Source organism: Microbacterium aureliae (assembly GCF_054780155.1).
In genome coordinates, this window is record NZ_BAAGWW010000006.1 from 46,151 (window position 1) to 63,017 (window position 16,867).

General features: G+C 72.2%; 17 protein-coding genes. 4 read left to right on the top strand and 13 right to left on the bottom strand.

Annotated elements, in window-relative coordinates; translation table 11 throughout:
• Positions 1–26: 26 nt before the first annotated feature.
• Both ACYVF4_RS13275 and ACYVF4_RS13280 read right to left on the bottom strand, forming a co-directional pair.
• Positions 27–302: a GlsB/YeaQ/YmgE family stress response membrane protein gene (locus tag ACYVF4_RS13275; protein ID WP_460723569.1), complete on the bottom strand. Its 276-nt coding sequence runs from the start codon at positions 300–302 to the stop codon at positions 27–29.
• A gap of 96 nt (positions 303–398) precedes the next feature.
• On the bottom strand, positions 399–1,001 hold the full coding sequence (locus ACYVF4_RS13280; RefSeq protein ID WP_460723571.1) for a TetR/AcrR family transcriptional regulator: 603 nt from the start codon (positions 999–1,001) through the stop codon (positions 399–401).
• 75 nt (positions 1,002–1,076) lie between these two features.
• Here ACYVF4_RS13280 and ACYVF4_RS13285 point away from each other — a divergent pair, with 75 nt between their 5' ends.
• From ACYVF4_RS13285 to ACYVF4_RS13295, 3 genes are read left to right on the top strand one after another with little or no spacing between them, the layout of a single operon-like run.
• The gene (locus ACYVF4_RS13285) at positions 1,077–2,129 is read left to right on the top strand and encodes an agmatine deiminase family protein (RefSeq protein ID WP_460723573.1); all 1,053 of its coding nucleotides are present in this window, start codon (positions 1,077–1,079) and stop codon (positions 2,127–2,129) included.
• Positions 2,126–3,841, top strand: coding sequence for an amidase (locus ACYVF4_RS13290; protein WP_460723575.1), 1,716 nt, complete (start codon positions 2,126–2,128; stop codon positions 3,839–3,841). The genes ACYVF4_RS13285 and ACYVF4_RS13290 overlap by 4 nt, the downstream gene beginning before the upstream one ends.
• A gap of 30 nt (positions 3,842–3,871) precedes the next feature.
• Positions 3,872–4,723, top strand: coding sequence for a macro domain-containing protein (locus ACYVF4_RS13295; protein ID WP_460723577.1), 852 nt, complete (start codon positions 3,872–3,874; stop codon positions 4,721–4,723).
• A gap of 9 nt (positions 4,724–4,732) precedes the next feature.
• Here ACYVF4_RS13295 and ACYVF4_RS13300 read toward each other — a convergent pair whose 3' ends face one another.
• The 11 genes from ACYVF4_RS13300 to ACYVF4_RS13350 form a co-directional block, all read right to left on the bottom strand.
• Entirely contained in the window at positions 4,733–4,948 is a 216-nt protein-coding gene (locus ACYVF4_RS13300) for a putative acetyltransferase (protein WP_460723579.1), read from the bottom strand.
• Between the two features lie 16 nt (positions 4,949–4,964).
• On the bottom strand, positions 4,965–6,134 hold the full coding sequence (gene nagA / locus ACYVF4_RS13305; RefSeq protein WP_460723581.1) for an N-acetylglucosamine-6-phosphate deacetylase: 1,170 nt from the start codon (positions 6,132–6,134) through the stop codon (positions 4,965–4,967).
• The gene (locus tag ACYVF4_RS13310) at positions 6,131–7,111 is read right to left on the bottom strand and encodes a DUF4862 family protein (RefSeq protein WP_460723584.1); all 981 of its coding nucleotides are present in this window, start codon (positions 7,109–7,111) and stop codon (positions 6,131–6,133) included. Before ACYVF4_RS13310 ends, nagA begins: the two co-directional genes overlap by 4 nt.
• On the bottom strand, positions 7,086–7,862 hold the full coding sequence (gene nagB, locus ACYVF4_RS13315; protein WP_460723586.1) for a glucosamine-6-phosphate deaminase: 777 nt from the start codon (positions 7,860–7,862) through the stop codon (positions 7,086–7,088). The genes ACYVF4_RS13310 and nagB overlap by 26 nt, the downstream gene beginning before the upstream one ends.
• A complete protein-coding gene (locus ACYVF4_RS13320) occupies positions 7,862–8,563 on the bottom strand; it encodes an N-acetylmannosamine-6-phosphate 2-epimerase (RefSeq protein ID WP_460723588.1) in 702 nt (233 codons plus the stop codon). Before ACYVF4_RS13320 ends, nagB begins: the two co-directional genes overlap by 1 nt.
• Complete coding sequence (locus tag ACYVF4_RS13325; RefSeq protein WP_460723590.1) at positions 8,560–9,516, bottom strand: ROK family protein; 957 nt, start codon at positions 9,514–9,516, stop codon at positions 8,560–8,562. The genes ACYVF4_RS13320 and ACYVF4_RS13325 overlap by 4 nt, the downstream gene beginning before the upstream one ends.
• Positions 9,513–10,472 (bottom strand): dihydrodipicolinate synthase family protein, encoded by a 960-nt coding sequence (locus ACYVF4_RS13330; RefSeq protein ID WP_460723592.1) that lies wholly within the window; start codon positions 10,470–10,472, stop codon positions 9,513–9,515. The genes ACYVF4_RS13325 and ACYVF4_RS13330 overlap by 4 nt, the downstream gene beginning before the upstream one ends.
• A 20-nt stretch (positions 10,473–10,492) precedes the next feature.
• Complete coding sequence (locus tag ACYVF4_RS13335) at positions 10,493–11,299, bottom strand: ABC transporter ATP-binding protein (protein WP_460723594.1); 807 nt, start codon at positions 11,297–11,299, stop codon at positions 10,493–10,495.
• Complete coding sequence (locus ACYVF4_RS13340) at positions 11,296–13,380, bottom strand: dipeptide/oligopeptide/nickel ABC transporter permease/ATP-binding protein (RefSeq protein ID WP_460723596.1); 2,085 nt, start codon at positions 13,378–13,380, stop codon at positions 11,296–11,298. Before ACYVF4_RS13340 ends, ACYVF4_RS13335 begins: the two co-directional genes overlap by 4 nt.
• A gap of 1 nt (position 13,381) precedes the next feature.
• Positions 13,382–14,338, bottom strand: coding sequence for an ABC transporter permease (locus ACYVF4_RS13345; RefSeq protein WP_460723598.1), 957 nt, complete (start codon positions 14,336–14,338; stop codon positions 13,382–13,384).
• 67 nt (positions 14,339–14,405) lie between these two features.
• On the bottom strand, positions 14,406–15,965 hold the full coding sequence (locus tag ACYVF4_RS13350; protein WP_460723600.1) for an ABC transporter substrate-binding protein: 1,560 nt from the start codon (positions 15,963–15,965) through the stop codon (positions 14,406–14,408).
• Between the two features lie 173 nt (positions 15,966–16,138).
• On the opposite strand from ACYVF4_RS13350, the gene ACYVF4_RS13355 reads away from it, so the two are divergent.
• Positions 16,139–16,858 carry a FadR/GntR family transcriptional regulator gene (locus ACYVF4_RS13355; RefSeq protein WP_460723603.1) on the top strand — a complete coding sequence of 240 codons (720 nt, stop codon included), beginning with the start codon at positions 16,139–16,141 and terminating at the stop codon, positions 16,856–16,858.
• The last annotated feature ends 9 nt before the right edge of the window (positions 16,859–16,867 follow it).

Genomic DNA, 16,867 nt, shown 5'->3' on the forward strand with positions numbered 1-16,867 from the left:
GGTTCCCGGCCGCGCGCGGTGGTGGATCAGACGACGCGACGGCGGCGCGTGGCCAGCACGTAGATGCCGAGCACGAGGATCGCCCCGATGATCGAGCCGATGATGCCGGCCGGCTGCAGGAAGCCCTCGGCGGGGTCTGCGCCGAAGATGACGAAGCCGAGGAATCCGCCGACGAACGAGCCGACGATGCCCAGCACGATTGTCATCAGGATCCCCATGCTCTGCTTGCCGGGGATGACCGCGCGAGCGATGAGACCGGCGATGAGACCGATGAGGATGAGTCCGAGGATGGTCCAAAGCATGATGCCCCCTTCTTGATGCGGTTGTGACGCGGCTATCAGCTTGGCGTCACGAGCGCCGGCACTCCTCCCCCTATCCCGGCGGCCATGGAAGCGCTATCATCCGCTGCCCGCCGCACCGATCAGCGCCTCGACGGAACGGCGCAGCAGCGCGAGCCGTTCGGCGGGGTCCTGCCACGACACGAGGGAGTGCGCATTGACGCCGTCGATCATGCCCAGGATCTGCGCGGCCACCGCGTCGGGGTCGGCGATGCGGAAGGCCCCCTCCGCGCGTCCGCCGCGCAGGATCCCCGCGAGGAACGCCCGCCAGCGGTCCATGGCCTCGCGGACCGCTGCGGCGAGCACTTCGTTTCGGCCGCCGAGCGCCCAGCTCTGCACCCAGACCAGGGTCACGTCGTCGCGCGCGGCGTCGATGAGGCTCGCGAGCACGACATCAAGCGCACGACCCGGCTCCGGCTGCGCGCCGGCGAGCCGCTCGAGCTCGCCGAGCTCGGCATCCACGATCCGTGTGAAGGCGTCCGCGACCACCTCGTCCATGCTCGCGACGTAGTGCGCGACGAGCGCCGGCGCGACACCCATGCGCTGGGCGATCGCGCGCAGCGTGACGGCACTCAGGCCGCTCTCGAGGGCGAGGGCCTGGGCGGCGGCGGCGATCTCGGCGCGCCGCTCGGCGGCGGGCCGGCGCGAAGAGGTTGACGGCATTCCCTCGATTCTGTACCGTCGTGACGAATTGATCAAGTGATCAACAACTGCCGCCCGATTCCAGGAGGACCCACGATGGCGTGGCACATGCCGGCCGAGACCGCACCGCAGGAACGCATCTGGATGGCCTTCCCCCGCGAGGGCCAGACCCTCGGCGAGACCGATGCCGAGCGCGAGGAGTGCTACGCCGCCTGGACCGCCGTCGCCCACGCCGTGGCGCGCTTCGAGCCGGTGACGATGATCGTCGACCCCACCGAGCGCGTCCGCGCCGGGCGGATGCTGTCGTCGGACATTGAGCGCGTCGAGGCTCCGCTGGACGAGTTCTGGATGCGGGACTTCGGCCCCACCTTCGTCGTCGACGACGCCGACCCCACGGCCCTCGGGGCGGTGGACTGGATCTTCAATGGCTGGGGCGCGAACGAGTGGGCCGAGTGGACGGCATCGGCGAACATCGCCCGGCTCATCGCCGAGCTCACCGGCGCCCGGCACATCAGTTCCGTCCTCGTCAACGAGGGCGGCGGCATCCACGTCGACGGCGAGGGGACGGTGCTGCTCACCGAGACCGTGCAGCTGGATCCCCGCCGGAACCCCTACGCCGACCGCCGTCGCGTCGAGGAGGAGCTGGCCCGCACGATCGGGACGACGAAGGCGATCTGGCTCCCCCGGGGCCTGACGCGGGATTACGACGAGTTCGGCACCAACGGGCACGTCGACATCGTCGCGACGATCCCGTCGCCCGGCCGCCTGCTGCTGCACGCGCAGAACGACCCAGCCCACCCCGACCACGACGTGACCCGCCGGCTGCGGGAGCTGCTGACCCACGAGACGGATGCCGCCGGCCGCGCCTTCGAGATCATCGACGTGCCCGCCCCGGCGACGCTGCGCGACGACGAAGGCTTCGTGGACTGGAGCTACATCAACCACCTGGTGGTCGACGACGGAGTGATCGCGTGCGGCTTCGGCGAGGACGACGCCGACGCGACCGCACGGGCGATCCTGGCCGACGCGTACCCGGGTCGCGAGGTGGTCACCGTCGACGCCCGCCCGATCTTCGCGCGCGGCGGCGGCATCCACTGCATCACGCAGCAGCAGCCGCGCGTGGCCGGCCGCGACGGGGCTAGCCGATGATCGACGTCGTCGAGGCGTCGATCGCCGAGCTGCGGGCGGCCCTCGAGTCCGGCCGGACCACGAGCGTCGAGCTCGTCCGGGCCTACCTCGCCCGCATCGACGCGTACGACCGGCCCGACACCGCCACCGCGCTCAACGCCGTCGTCGTCGCGAACCCGGCCGCGCTCGACGAGGCGGCGGCCTCGGACGCGCGGCGCGCCGACGGCGCGCTGCTCGGGCCGCTGGACGGCATCCCGTACACGGCGAAGGACAGCTACCTGGTGCGCGGCCTCACCGCCGCGGCGGGGTCGCCCGCGTTCGCGGACCTCGTCGCCCAGCGCGACGCGTTCACGATCGAGCGGCTGCGCGCCGGCGGCGCGGTGTGCCTGGGGCTGACCAACATGCCGCCCATGGCCAACGGCGGCATGCAGCGGGGCCTCTACGGCCGCGCCGAGAGCCCCTATAACGCCGCCTACCTCACCGCCCCGTTCGCCTCGGGATCCTCGAACGGCTCGGGCACCGCCACGGCGGCGAGCTTCGCGGCGTTCGGCCTGGGCGAAGAGACGTGGTCGAGCGGCCGCGGTCCCGCCACGAACAACGCCCTGTGCGCCTACACGCCCTCGCGCGGCGTGATCTCGGTGCGCGGCAACTGGCCGCTCGTCCCGACGATGGACGTCGTCGTGCCCCACACCCGCACGATGGCGGATCTGCTCGAGGTGCTCGAGGTGATCGTCGCCGACGACCCCGACACGCGCGGCGACTTCTGGCGGCGGCAGCCGTGGGTGCCGCTCCCCCGGGCCTCCGAGGTCCGTCCCGCCTCGTACGCCGACCTCGCCGTCGACGGCGCCGCCGCGTGCGGCGTCCTGACGGGGGTCCGCATCGGCGTCCCGCGCATGTACATCAACGCCGATCCGGATGCCGGCACCGGCGAGCACCCCGGGATCGGCGGCCCGACCGGACAGCCCATCCGCACGCGCGAGTCCGTCATGGAACTCTGGCGGGCCGCACGGCGCGATCTCGAGGCGCACGGCGTCGAGGTCGTCGAGGTGGACTTCCCCGTGGTGTCCAACTACGAGGGCGACCGCCCGGGAGCGGCGACGATCACCACCCGCGGGTTCGTCGGCGCCGACTACCTGCGGCGCGAGATCGTGGACCTGTCGGCGTGGGCGTGGGAGGACTTCCTGCGCGCGAACGGCGACCCCGCGCTGTCCACGCTCGCGGACGTCGACGGCCGGACGATCTTCCCGGTCCCGCCCGGAGCCCTCACCGATCGCTACACCGGGTTCGACGACGACATCGCCGAGTACCCCGACTGGGTGCGCCGGCATCCCGGCGCGACGTGGGACGACATGCCCGAGCTCGCCGACGGCGTCCGCGGCCTCGAGGAGTCCCGCCGGGTCGACCTCGAGGAGTGGATGGACGCCCTCTCGCTCGACGCCGTCGTGTTCCCCGCGGTCGCCGACGTCGGGCCCGCCGACATGGACGTCGATGCGGCATCCGCCGATCTCGGCTGGCGGAACGGCGTGTGGATCGCCAACGGCAACCTCGCCGTCCGCCACTTCGGCATCCCGACCGTCACAGTGCCGATGGGGGTCATGGCCGACATCGGGATGCCGGTGGGATTGACCTTCGCCGGGCGCGCGTACGACGACTCCCGGCTGCTGCGTCTGGCCGGAGCGTTCGAGGCCACGGGGGCGCGGCGCGTCGAGCCGCCGCGCACCCCGCGCCTGTAGAAGCGGGCGTCCCGGGCGCACAATGAGGGCATGATCCGGGTCACCGCCGTACAGGGCGACATCATGCGGGAGCACGTGGACGCCATCGTCAACGCCGCCAACAACCGCATGCGCGGCGGCGGGGGCGTCGACGGCGCGATCCACCGCGCGGCAGGGCCGGCGCTGCTGGCGGACTGCATCCGGCGCTTCCCCGACGGGCTCGCCAGCGGCGACGCCGGCTGGACGATCGCCGGGAACCTGCCCGCGGCCCACGTCATCCACACCGTCGGCCCGAACCGCAACGCCGGCGAGACCGATCCCGCCCTGCTCGAGAGCTGCTTCCGCCGCGTCCTCGAGGTCGCCGACGAGTTGGGCGCCCGGTGCGTGGCCGCGCCCCTCGTCGGCGCCGGCGTGTACGGGTGGCCGCGCGCGGCATCCGTCACCGCCGCCCTCGACGCCGCACAGCACACCCCGACCGGGGTCGAGGAGCTGCGCCTCGTCGCCTTCGACGATGCGGCGTACCGCCACGTGCGCGCGCTCGTCCACGCGCGATTCCCCCCGCCGGTCGCGCCGGGCAGCATCGGCAGCCTGTTCGAGCGCGGGGTCACGCAATGGGGACTCCGCGGCGACCCGTACCTGTGGCGGGAGCTGCGGGCACGCCTGGGCGAGACCCCGCTGCCCGAGGACTGGTTCGGCCTGCGCAGCGTCGTCCTCGCCGAGGCGGCCGACGTCCTCGGCACGCCGCTCGACCGAGCGCACGAGCCCCTGCACATGGCGGAGTTCGATCCGGGCCACGGGATGTCGGCGGGCACCGTCGACCCCGCGTGGTGGATGAAGACCGGCATCCCGATCCTGCTGGACCGCTTCGCGGCGGTGCGGGATGGTCGGGGCGCCGGCGGGTAGCGCCGCCGGTCAGCGCGTCCGCGGGGCGGGCGGCGGCGGGACGGGCTTGGCGGCGATGATGTCGGCGACGGCGATCCGCTCGATCCCACGCTTGCCGTCGACGACGACGGTGTGCTCGTCGGCGCTCAGCAGCTCGCCGAGGGCGTCGGTGGCCTGGCCGCTCGGCAGCAGGTAGCGCACGACGACCCGCCCGCCGGGCGGCGGCAGGGGCTGGATCAGCGGCATCTCTCGATCGTAGGCGTCAGCCCACGACGACCGCGCCGTCCTGCCACACCCGCGCGACGTGCAGGTCCACGCTCCACAGCACCGCGTCGGCGGGGGCACCCGCCGCGAGCACACCGAGGTCGGGGCGACCGATCACGCGCGCCGGTGTCGCGGTCGCGGCGCGGACGACGTCGGCGAGCGCAACACCGAACCGAATGCAGTGGCGCACGGCCGCATCCAGAGTCAGGGTCGAGCCGGCGAGCGAGCCGCTGTCGACCACGCGGGCCGCACCGTCGACGACGTCGACCTCGAGCGATCCCAGGGCGTACCGGCCGTCGGGCGCACCGGCGGCCGCCATGGCGTCGCTGACGACCGCGATCCGGCCGGGGGCGGCGGCGAACAGCATCCGGACCACCCTTCCGTCGACGTGGACGCCGTCGGGGATCACCTCGAGCACGACACGGGGGTCGGCCAGCGCCGCACCGACGGGCCCGGGGGCACGGTGCAGCAGCGGGCGCATGCCGTTGAAGGCGTGCGTGAGCAGTCGCGCTCCGCGCTCGAAGGCCTGGTCCACGGTGTCGGCGTCGGCGTCGGTGTGCCCGACGGCGGCGACCGCGCCGACGGCGGCGATGCGCTCGATCGCGCCCATCGAGCCCGCCAGTTCGGGAGCGAGCGTCACCTGACGGACGATTCCGCCCGCCATCATCCGATCCAGCCCGCCTGCCTCGGGCTCGCGCAGCACCGCGGGATCATGCGCGCCGCGGCGGGCGTCGGCGAGGAAGGGCCCCTCGAGGTGGGCGCCGAGGACGCCGGGCACCGCCGTCATCGCCTCGGCGATGCGCGCCATCTGGGACTCGAGCGCGTCCAGCGGTGCGCTGACGAGGGACAGCAGCAGGCTGGTCACCCCGTGTCGCCGGTGCACTGCGACGGCGTGGGCGATGTCATCGAGCGAGCCGTCGAACGAGACCCCTCCCCCGCCGTGACAGTGGATGTCGACCAGTCCCGGCGTGAGCATCGCGCCGGCACCGGCCACGGCGACGGCGTCGATGACCTCGGCCCGAGGATCGACCCGCGGCAATCCATCCGCGCGCGCGCCCACGCCCGCGACGACGCCGTCGCGCACGTGCAGCCAGCCGTCGGGGATATCGGCCATGGCGCCGTCTGCCGCGGTGACGATGCGCGCGGAATGGATGAGGGTCTCGGTCACCGGCCGGACTCCGCAATCGCGTCTCGCACGACGGCAAGGTTACGGCCTACGGTCGCCGCGACGTCGGCGGCCGTGCGGTCGGACGTCCGCCTGCTCACCTTCACCCCCCACCAGGGCACGTCACCGGCGGCCCGCACCGCGGCGGCGACGGCCTCGGCGGTCAGCAGCGAGCTCGTGGCGGAATCGGTCTCGCGGATCGGAGGATGCGTGTCGATCCAGGCGGGTCCGTAGGCGTCGTCGATGACCGAGGCCCCCGAGAAGGTCAGGCCGGTGAGCCGGCCGGTCCCGGCGGCGAGCGCGATCTGGCGGGTGACCGCGGCGGGATCCCGCAGCTCGATCGCCGAGCGGCCCCAGTTCATCCAGAGGCCGGCGGCCCCCGGCATCCGGTCCAGGACGGCCAGCTCGTCGTCGATCGAGAGGAAGCCCTTCTCGAACGGCTGCCCCGGGCGCACGGCGTCGCAGTGCTCGACGGCCAGGCGGGCGCCGACCCAGTCCCATGTCGCCAGCTCGCCGAGCGACCGCGCGAACGCGTCTGCGCTGCCGCTCCCCCGCGGGGCGGAGTGGAGCATGACGAACGCAGTGCGCACGCCGCTGCGCTCGGCGAGGTCTGCAGTCTGGTCGCGGATCGCCCGCAGATCCGCGAGGGCGGCCGCCTGGCCGTCGGGGTCGGCCGAGGCCAGGCCGTACCCGGGCGCCTGGGCACACCGGCGCATGACCCACGGCAGCGCCGTGACGGCGAGCACCGCCAAGCGGGGCACGTGGCGCACGAACCACTCGCTGTCGTGCGGATGCAGGGCCCCGACCCACGGCACCTCGAGGCCCGCCACCGCGGGCAGTCCCATGAGGCGCTCGAACAGCTCTTCTTCCAGCGCCGGGTCCCACGCGCCGTGCGCGGGCGAGGCGGCGTACGCACTGATCAGGACACGGGGGATGCCGCCGGCCGCGGCCGCGTCACTGGACGAGGTGGCGGTGCTCATACGTGTACCGGTAGTAGTCGGCGAGCTGCAGTCGCGAGGCTGCAGCCTCATCGAGCAGGACGGTGGCGTGCGGGTGGTGCTGCAGGATCGTGGCCGGCCACATCGCGGACACGGCGCCCTCGACCATCTGGTGGACCGCCTCGGCCTTGGCCTGCCCGGTGGCCACGAGCACCACGTGCCGGGCACGCATGATGGTGCCGAGCCCCTGGGTGAGGCAGTGCATCGGCACGGCGTCGACGTCGCCGTCGAAGAACCGGGCGTTGTCGCGACGGGTCTGCATCGTGAGGGTCTTCACCCGCGTGGCAGAGGCCAGCGAGGACCCGGGCTCGTTGAAGGCGATGTGCCCGTCGGTGCCGATCCCGAGGATCTGCAGGTCGACACCGCCGGCAGCGGTGATCGCCGCTTCATACCGACGGCACGCCTCGTCCAGGTCCGCCGCTCCCCCGTCGGGGCTCTGCACGGCATCCGGGGCGAAGTCGACGCGGTCGGTGAAGTCCGTCGCGACCACGCGGCGGTAGCTGCGGGGGTCGTCGGCGGGCAGCCCGACGTACTCGTCGAGGGTGAAGGCGCGGGCACGCGCGAACGACAGCTCACCCCGGGCGGTCCGCGCCGCGAGCTCGTTGTACACCCGCAGCGGGCTCGATCCGGTCGCGAGCCCGAGCACGGCATTCGGCCGCTCTCGCAGCAGCGCGGCGATGTCGTCGGCGACGAGGGGGCCGATGGCGTCCTCGCGGGTGATGATGACTTCCATCAGCTGTCCTTCCTGCCCGGCGCGGACGCGACGGCGTCGGCGAACCACGACGTGATCGTCGTGGGATGGGTGATGGCGGTGCCGACGCACACCGCGAAGGCGCCCGCCCGCATCGCGGCGTTCGCGTCGGCGGGGGTGTGGATGCGGCCCTCGGCGACGATCGGCAGGTCCAGCGCGGCGGCGATCTGCGCGATGAGCTCCAGGTCGGGACCGGGGGTCTTCGGCCGCTCGCCGGTGTAGCCCGCCAGCGTCGTGCCGATGATGTCGGCGCCCGCATCGGCTGCGGCGACCGCGTCGGCCAGCGACCCGCAGTCGGCCATGACGAGCACGTCGTGGGTCTCGCGCAGCCCCGCGACGGTCTCGGCGAGCGTCAGGCCGTCGGGCCGCGGCCGCCGGGTGCCGTCGATCGCGACGACGCCGGCACCCGCGTCGGCGACCTCGCGCGCGAGGGTCAGGGTCGGGGTGATGAACACGTCGCCGTCACCGTTCTTGACCAGGCCCACGATCGGCACGGTCAGGCCCGAGGCGGCCCGGATGTCGGCGAGTCCCTGCAGTCGGATGCCGGCTGCGCCGCCGAGGACGGCTGCCTCGGCGATGCGTCGCATCGTGTCGGGATCGCGCATGGGCTCGCCGGGGTATGCCTGGCACGAGACGATCAGTCCGCCCGCGAGCTGCTCCAAGATTCCGGAGGTGTCGGTCATCGGTCCTCTTCTTCCAGGTCGTGCCACGCGGTGCTCGCGGCCCCGCGCAGGGGCGCATCGCCGCCCAGTGAGCCGGCGACGACGGGGATGTCGTGGAGCGCGTCGATGAGTTCGCCCCGCAGCGCGGCCAGCATCGGCGTCCACCATGTCTCGCCGATTGCGACGATCCCGCCGGTCATGATGACCGTTTCAGGGTCGAGCAGCGTCACCGCTCCGGCTGTCGCCCGGCCGACCGCGGTGGCGGAGTCGTCGACGGCTCGAGCGGCGGTCGCGTCGCCCTGGCGGGCGAGGGCGACGACGGCGCGCGCGTCGGTGACGGCGGCGTCCCCCCCGAGCCAGAGGTACTGCCGGTGCAGGCCGACGCCCGACCCCAGCGCCTCGAGGTGCCCGCTCCGGCCGCACGGACAGCGCAGATGCTCCGCGCCGGGGATCGGCACGTGGCCGAGTTCCCCTGCGACACCGCGGCTGCCGCGCCACACCGCGCCGTCCCGGACGATGCCCGCGCCGACGCCCGTGCCCACGGCGACGACCAGCGCGCTGCGCGCACCGGCGCCCGCCCCGTGGCGGACCTCGCCGAGGGCGTGCGCGTCGACGTCGTTCTGCACTGAGACCACCGCACCGGCATCCAGCACGTCGTCCAGCTCGTCGCGGATCAGCTGCCGCAGCGGCGTCCCCGCCCACCCCGTCATCGTGTCGGTGGAAGAGACGATCGATCCGACGGCGACGTCGACGACTCCGGCAGTGGCGACGCCGACGCCGCGTACGACGATGTCGGCGGGAGCCCGCTCCAGCGCTGCGCGGGCGAGGGTTCCGACGCTGCGGACGACGGCGGACGGGCCCTCTCTGCCGGGCGTCGCTCCGTGCGCGCGGGCGTGGGCGACCCCTGCGCGGTCGATGAGGGCGACGGCGGTCTTGGTTCCTCCGATGTCGACCGCGAGGACGACCTCGGTCATCCCGCGACGGGGTCCGGCAGCAGATCCAACGAGGCCAGGATGCCGTGGATCCGGGATACCGCCTGCTCGTCGAGGGGCTGCGTCGGGAAGGCCATGGTGGCGTGGTCGATGATCCCCCGGGCCTTCATGGCCGCCTTGAACGCACCGACGCCCGTGGCGTCGCCCGAGAGCCCGACGGGCTGGAAGACGATCTCGAAGATGCGGTTGAGCCGCTCCTGCTCCGTGCGCGCGGCAGCCCAGTCGCCGCGGACGGCGGCTTCCCACAGGCGGACGTATCCGCTCGCTTCGACGTTGGCGAGGCCGGGGACGACCCCGTCGGCGCCGACGAGGGCCATCGCGTCGACGACCACTTCGTGGCCGGTCAGCAGCTGGAGCGGGTGGCCGGCAGCCTCATTGGCGGCCACCAACCGGCGGAAGCCGACATCGTCGCCCGACGAGTCTTTGACGCCGTCGATGACCCCGGCCTCGCCGAGCGACACCAGCAGGTCGACGGGCAGCTTCGAGTGCACGCGCACCGGCACGTCGTACGCCCACAGCGGCACGTCGATGCCGGCGGCGATCGCGGCGAAGTGGGATGCGACCTCGCGGGTGGAGTTGAGGGTGTACAGCGGCGCGGTGGTCACGACGGCATCCACGCCGGGGATCGTCAGCCGCCGCGCGGTCTCGATGATGCGGGCCGAGGTCAGCTCGATCGCCCCGACGATGATGGGCACCCGGCCGGATGCTGCCGAGGTCACGGTCCGGACGATCTCGGCGCGCTGCGCATCGGTGAAGTAGGCCGTCTCGGCGGTGGAGCCCAGGGCGAAGAGGCCGTGGACGCCGGCCTCGATGAGGTGGTCGACCAGGCGCTCGAGCGAGGCATGGTCCACTCCGCCGTCGGGCAGCAGCGGGGTGGCCACCGGCGGCACGACGCCCGAGAATCGGCGCGGGGCGGGGGAAGGGGAGGACGTGGTCATGGGGGATGCTCCGGTTGCGGTCAGCCGACGATCGTCGGTTCGAGAAGTGAGGGGGATGCGCCCAGCAGGGTGCGGGTGTAGTCGTCCTCGGGGTGGTCGAAGACCTGGGCGGCGGGACCGAACTCGACGACGCGGCCGCGGTTCATCACCGCGATCTCGTCCGAGAGGTAGCGGACCGTCTGGATGTCGTGCGAGATGAACACCATCCCGAGGCCCAGCTCGTCCTTGAGGTCGGTCAGCAGGTTCAGGATCTGCGCGCGCACCGACACGTCTAGGGCCGAGGTCGGCTCGTCGGCGACGATGACCTGCGGGTCCAATGCGAGGGCGCGCGCGATCGCCACCCGCTGCCGCTGACCGCCCGAGAGCTGCCCGGGCAGCGCCTCGAGGGCCGACGCGGGCAGGCCGACGCGCGCGACGAGGTCGCGGACCTTCCGCTCGCGCGAGGCCGCCGAGCCGATGCGGTGCACCTGCATGGGGTCCAGCAGCGCGTCGCGCACCGTCATGCGGGCGTTCAGCGCCGTCGCCGGATCCTGGAACACCACCGAGAGGATCCGGCCGAGGCGGCGGCGGACCGGCGTCGTGAAGCTGCGCACCTCTTCGCCGGCGAAGACCACCGAGCCCGACGTGGGCCGTTCGAGGCCTACGAGGACCTTCGCCGAGGTGGACTTGCCCGACCCGGACTCGCCGACGATGCCGAGGGTCTGGCCGCGGCGGACCGTGAGGGAGACCCCGTCCAGCGCGTCGACGTAGCGGCGGTGGAACAGCGTCGACGAGCGGGACTTGTAGCGGACGTGCACGTCCCGCAGTTCGATGACCGCGTCGTTCATCGGCTCGCTCCGATCGGCTCGATGGGCGCGTCGTCGGGATGCGCCGCGTAGTAATGGTCGGTGCCGTCGATCCGCCGGCGAACCGGCGTCACGCCGAGGTTGCGCGCCGGGTTCGACGAGCGGGGCGCGAATCGATCGCCGGCGGGGAAGTCGCGCGGCGAGGGCACGACACCGGGGACCTGGTGCAGGCGGGCCGAGCCCGACTCGATGGACAGCACCGCTCCCAGGAGCCCGCGGGTGTACTCGTGGACCGGCTGGGTGAGCAGATCCCGCGTCGGCGCCTGCTCGACGACCTGTCCGGCGTACATGACCGTGATGCGGTGGGCGAGCTCTGCCACCAGGGCCAGATCGTGCGACACGAACACCATCGCGAATCCGAGCTCCTCGCGCAGCCCGTTGAGCAGCTCGATCACCTGCGCCTGCACGGTCACGTCGAGGGCCGTCGTCGGCTCGTCGGCGATGACCAGGCGCGGGTTGCGCGTGAGTGCCATGGCGATGAGGACGCGCTGACGCTGCCCGCCCGAGAGCTCGTGCGGATACGAGGCCAGCGTGCGCTGCGGGTCGAGGCCGACCAGCTCGAGCAGGTCCTCGGCCGACCGCGTTCCGCCGCGCGAGGTGAGCTGCTTCATCTGCGCCCGGATCTTCATCGCGGGGTTCAGCGAGCTCAGCGCGTCCTGGTAGATCATCGCGATGTCGTTGCCACGCAGCGCGTTGCGCTCGGCGGGAGTCATCGTCAGCAGGTCGCGGCCGTCGAAAAGGATCTGGCCGGTCACGGTGGCCCGGGGGTCCAGCAGCCCCATCACGGCGAGCGAGGTGATCGACTTGCCGCAGCCGGACTCCCCCACCAGCGCCATCGTCTCGCCGGGCCGGACGCTGAAGTTCACGTGGTCGACGACGTGGACGTCGCCGTGGCGGGCGAACGAGATGGACAGGTCGCGGACCTCGAGGAGCGCGGGCGCGTCCGCGGTGTAGACCAGGCGGTCGGCGCGGCCCGTCTCCCGCTCGCGGAGCTCTGCCAGGCGCTGCTCGAGCGGCACCGTGGGGGCAGCCTGAGCGGCGAGGGGCGCGACGGTCTCACCGAGGAGCCCGAGCCGCGGCATCCGCTCGTCGTCGAGTTCGTCGACGCCGGTGGCCACCTCGTGGGGCGCCGCCCCCTCGCTCGCCGGAGCCTGCGCGGCCTCGAGGTCGTGGGTCGCCTCGTCGGCCGAGGCGGCGTCGTCCGAGAGCTTTCGGGCGCGCGGCGACACCATCGCGTCGGTCATGCTCTCGGCCAGCACGTTCAGCGCCAGGACGGTGAGCATGATGAGCAAGCCGGGGAAGAACGTCGCCCACCAGGCGCCGCTCATGACGAGGTTGCGGCCGGCGGCGATGACGTTGCCCCACGACGGCTCGGGATCGGGGACGCCCGCCTGGATGAACGACAGTGACGCTTCGAAGACGATGGCGTCGGCGACGAGCACCGTCGCGAACACCAGCACGGGGGCGATGGTGTTGCGGGCGACGTGCTTGACGATGATGCGCGGCGTCGAGGTCCCCATCACCCGGACGGCCGAGACGTAGTCCTCGCCGTACTGGTCGATGATGTTCGCCCGGATGACCCGCGTCAGCTGCGGGGTGTAGAGGAACGCGATCGTGAGCACCAGCACCGGCAGGGACTGCCCGAACACGGCGACGAAGACCGCGGCGAGCGCGATGCCGGGGAAGGACATCACCACATCGAGCACACGCATGAGCGTCTCGGCGATGGCCTTCGGGGCGGTCGCGGCGATCGTCCCGAGGACGGCGGCGGCGGCGAGCGCCACGAGGGTGGCGCCCAGGCCGATGACGAGGGAGTACTGCGCGCCGTGCAGCAGCCGCGAGAGGATGTCGCGGCCCTGCCGGTCGGTGCCGAACAGGTGCTCGGCGCTCGGCGCCTGGACCGGCGGCCCCGAGGCCAGCGGATCGTAGGGCGAGATGAGGGGCGCCAGCACGGCGGCCAGGCCGATGAGGACGAGGAGGCCGAGCGAGATGCGGGCCCCGAGCGAGAGCTCGCCTAGTCGCAGTCCCGGTCGGGAGAGTCGTTCTGTCAGTCGTCTACGCATGTCACACCGACCTGATCCGCGGATTGATGAGGACGTACAGCAGGTCCACGACGATGTTGATGACGACGAACGCCAGGGCCACGGCGAGCGTCACCCCCTGTACGAGATTGGGTTCGTTGTTGGTCACGCCGTTGAGGATCAGGGTCCCCATGCCGGGCAGCGCGAAGATGATCTCGATGACGACGGCGCCGCCGAGCAGGTAGCCGACGCGCAGGCCGAGCACCGTCACCGGCGTGATGAGGGCGTTGCGCAGGACGTTGCGGCCCACGACGATCGGTCGGGGGATGCCGGCGCCGAGCGCCGTGCGGACGTAGTCGCGGTCGAGCTCCTCGACCATCGCGGTGCGGACGACGCGGGACAGCTGCCCGATCACCGGGATCGCGAGGGCCACGGCGGGGAGCGCCATGCGGGCGAGCCAGCCCGCGGGATCCTGCGTGAGCTCGGGCAGCGCACCGGAAGCCGGGAGGGCCCGCAGCTGCAGGGTGAACAGCTGGATCATCAAGATCGCCAGCCAGAACGACGGCGTCGACAGCGACGCGATCGACAGGACGCGGATGAGCTGGTCGGGCCAGCGGTCGCGGTACACGGCCGCGACGATGCCGAGCAGGCCGGCGCCGATGACCGCGATGATCAGGCCCAGGAACGTCAGCTGGAGGGTGATCGGGAAGGCCCGCGCCACCTCGTCGATGACGGGGAGCTGGCGAGCGGAGTACGTTCCCAGGTCGCCGCGGAACATGCCGGCGAGGAAGGCGAGGTAGCGCACGAACAGCGGGTCGTTGAGGCCGAGCGCCTCACGGTACGCCTCGCGGTCGGCGATCGACGCGCCCTCGCCCAGGGCGGTGATGGCGGGGTCGACCTTCGAGAACGACATCACGAAGAACACCAGGAAGGTGATGCCGAGGATCATCAGCGGCAGCTGCAACAGCCTTCGGCCGACGAGACGGAGCGTGTTCGACACGATCTGTCCTTCCGATCAAGCGGTGCCGGGGCGCGGCGGGGGGACCCGCGCCCCGGCACCCGGGGGATTACTTGGCGGCGACGCCCACGTCGAGGAACGACAGGCCGGTCGTCGGGACGGGGGCGAACCCGACCAGCTCGTCGGCGTTCCACGCGGTGGGCAGCTGGCGGTGCAGCAGCGGGTACAGCGGCACCTCTTCGGACAGCAGGTCGAACGCCTGGTTCCACGTCTGCTGCTGCTCGTCACCGGACTGCGCGACCGCCGTGTTCAGCAGGTCGGTGAGCTCGGCGAACTCGGGGCTGTCGGCCCAGCGGTAGCGGTCGTTCGGCCACACGTTGTCGCCGTACCACCAACGCATCAGGATGTCGGCGTCGTTTCCGAAGACCGACGGGTCACCGGGGGCGATCATCACCTGGTAGTCACCGGCATCCACCTTGCCGTACTGCGCAGGCGACTGGCCGATGTCGAGGGTCGTCTTGACGCCGATCGCGTCCAGCGACTCCTTGATGAGCGGGGCGACCTCGCGGACCCACCCGGTGTCGGTGGTCAGCAGCGTGATCGACAGGTCCGAGACACCCGCCTCGGCCAGGAGCTCCTCGGCCTTCTCGGGGTCGTAGGTGTAGACCGTCGACGCCTCGTTGTAGTTCGGGTGCGTCTCGGGCAGGAAGGACGTGGCCGGCTCGGCGTTGCCCAGCAGGCCGGTGCCGATGATGGTGTCCATGTCCAGGGCGTAGAGGAACGCCTTGCGCACGCGCGGGTCGTCGAACGGCGCCTGCTGGGTGTTGAACATCATGAACAGCAGACCGAAGGACTGCACGGTCTCGACGTCGACCGACGCCGAGAGGGAGTCCACGTCGATGTAGGGGACGTCCTCCATCGCCTGGATGGTGCCCGACGACATCGCGGTGACCCGCGCGGCCGGGTCGGACAGCAGGTTCCAGTTCATGCCGGCGGCCAGGGCCGGACGCGGACCGTTGTAGTCATCGAACCGCTCGAACACGAGCGCGTCGTCGGGGACGGCCGACACCAGCGAGTACGGGCCCGTGCCCACGGGGTTGGCGCCGAAGTCCTCGGCGTCCTCCTCGACGAGGGCCTGCGGGACGACCTTCACGACGCCGAGCCGCTCGTTGATGAGCGAGAACGGGTAGTCGGTGGTGACGCGGACGGTGTCCTCGTCGACGGCCTCGACGGTGTCGATGAAGTCGATGAAGCTGGTGAAGAGGCTGCCGGCCTCGGGGTCGAGCACGCGCTCGAAGCTGTAGACGACGTCGTCGACCGTCACCGGCTCGCCGTTGTGGAACGTCGCACCCTCGCGGATGTCGATCTCGTAGGTGGTGTCGTCGATCTGCGTGGGCATCTCGGCGGCGAGCGCGGCGTAGGGCTCCCGGGTCACCGGGTCAAGGTCGACGAGACCCTCGAAGATGTGCCAGTTGGCGGCGAGGGTGACCGCGCCACTGGCCAGCAGCGGATCGAAGCTGCCGCCGAGGGCGTACGAGATGCCCGCCTCGATGATGGCGTCCGAGTCGATCTCACCGCCGGCCGAGGAATCGGTGGCCGGCTCGGCCGCCGCGCCGCACCCGGCGAGGACGAGGGCGGCGGCGATGCCGCCGGCGGTCAGTGCCGCCATCCGACCCGCGCTGCGGCGGGCTGTGGTTCGCAGTGTCATGTGTCTGTCTCCGTTGATGGACCGGGGGGGTGACGCCTTGAGAACATCAGACGTCTGACGTACTATAAACACACGTCGGTGCAATGCACAATGAGCGAAGCCGATTTGTGACCTTGGGATGGAAGAAGGCCCGGATGACTGTGATCGACAAACGCGGCGCGCGGATGCGCCGCAACACCACCGCGGACCAGATCAAGCAGCTCATCCTCACGCGCAACCTCCGTCCGGGCGACCCGCTGCCCACCGAGTCGGAGCTGTGCGACACCCTGGACGTCTCGCGGTCGTCGGTGCGCGAGGCGATCCGCACGCTGTCGACGCTGGATATCGTGCAGGTCCGACACGGCCACGGTACCTACGTGGGCGGGATGTCGCTGGACCCGATGGTAGAGGCGCTCGTCTTCCGGGGAGTTCTCGCTCCCGACGGGTCACTGGACGCGCTGCGCGAGGTCGTCGAGGTGCGTCTGGCCCTCGACCTTTCGATGGCCGAGCGCGTGGTGTCGACCACGGACACGCACGACGCCGGAACACTGCGCGAGCTGGTCGCCGAGATGATCGAGCGCGCCGAGCGCGGTGAGACGTTCCTGGACGCCGACCGCGCCTTCCATACGACGATGTTCGCCGCGACCGGCAATCGGCTGGCCGAGCAGCTGGTCGGGGCGTTCTGGGACGTGCACACCGCCGTCCTCCCCCAGCTGGGCCTCGCGCTGCCCGCCGATCTGCGGCAGACGGCGAAGGCGCACGGCGACATGCTCGAGGCCGCGCTCGCGTGCGACGTCGAGGCGTACCGCCGCGCCGTCATCGAGCACTACCAGCCGCTCCAGCGCGCGCTGGCCGCGGCAGCCGCGGCCGCCTGAGGGCCGCGG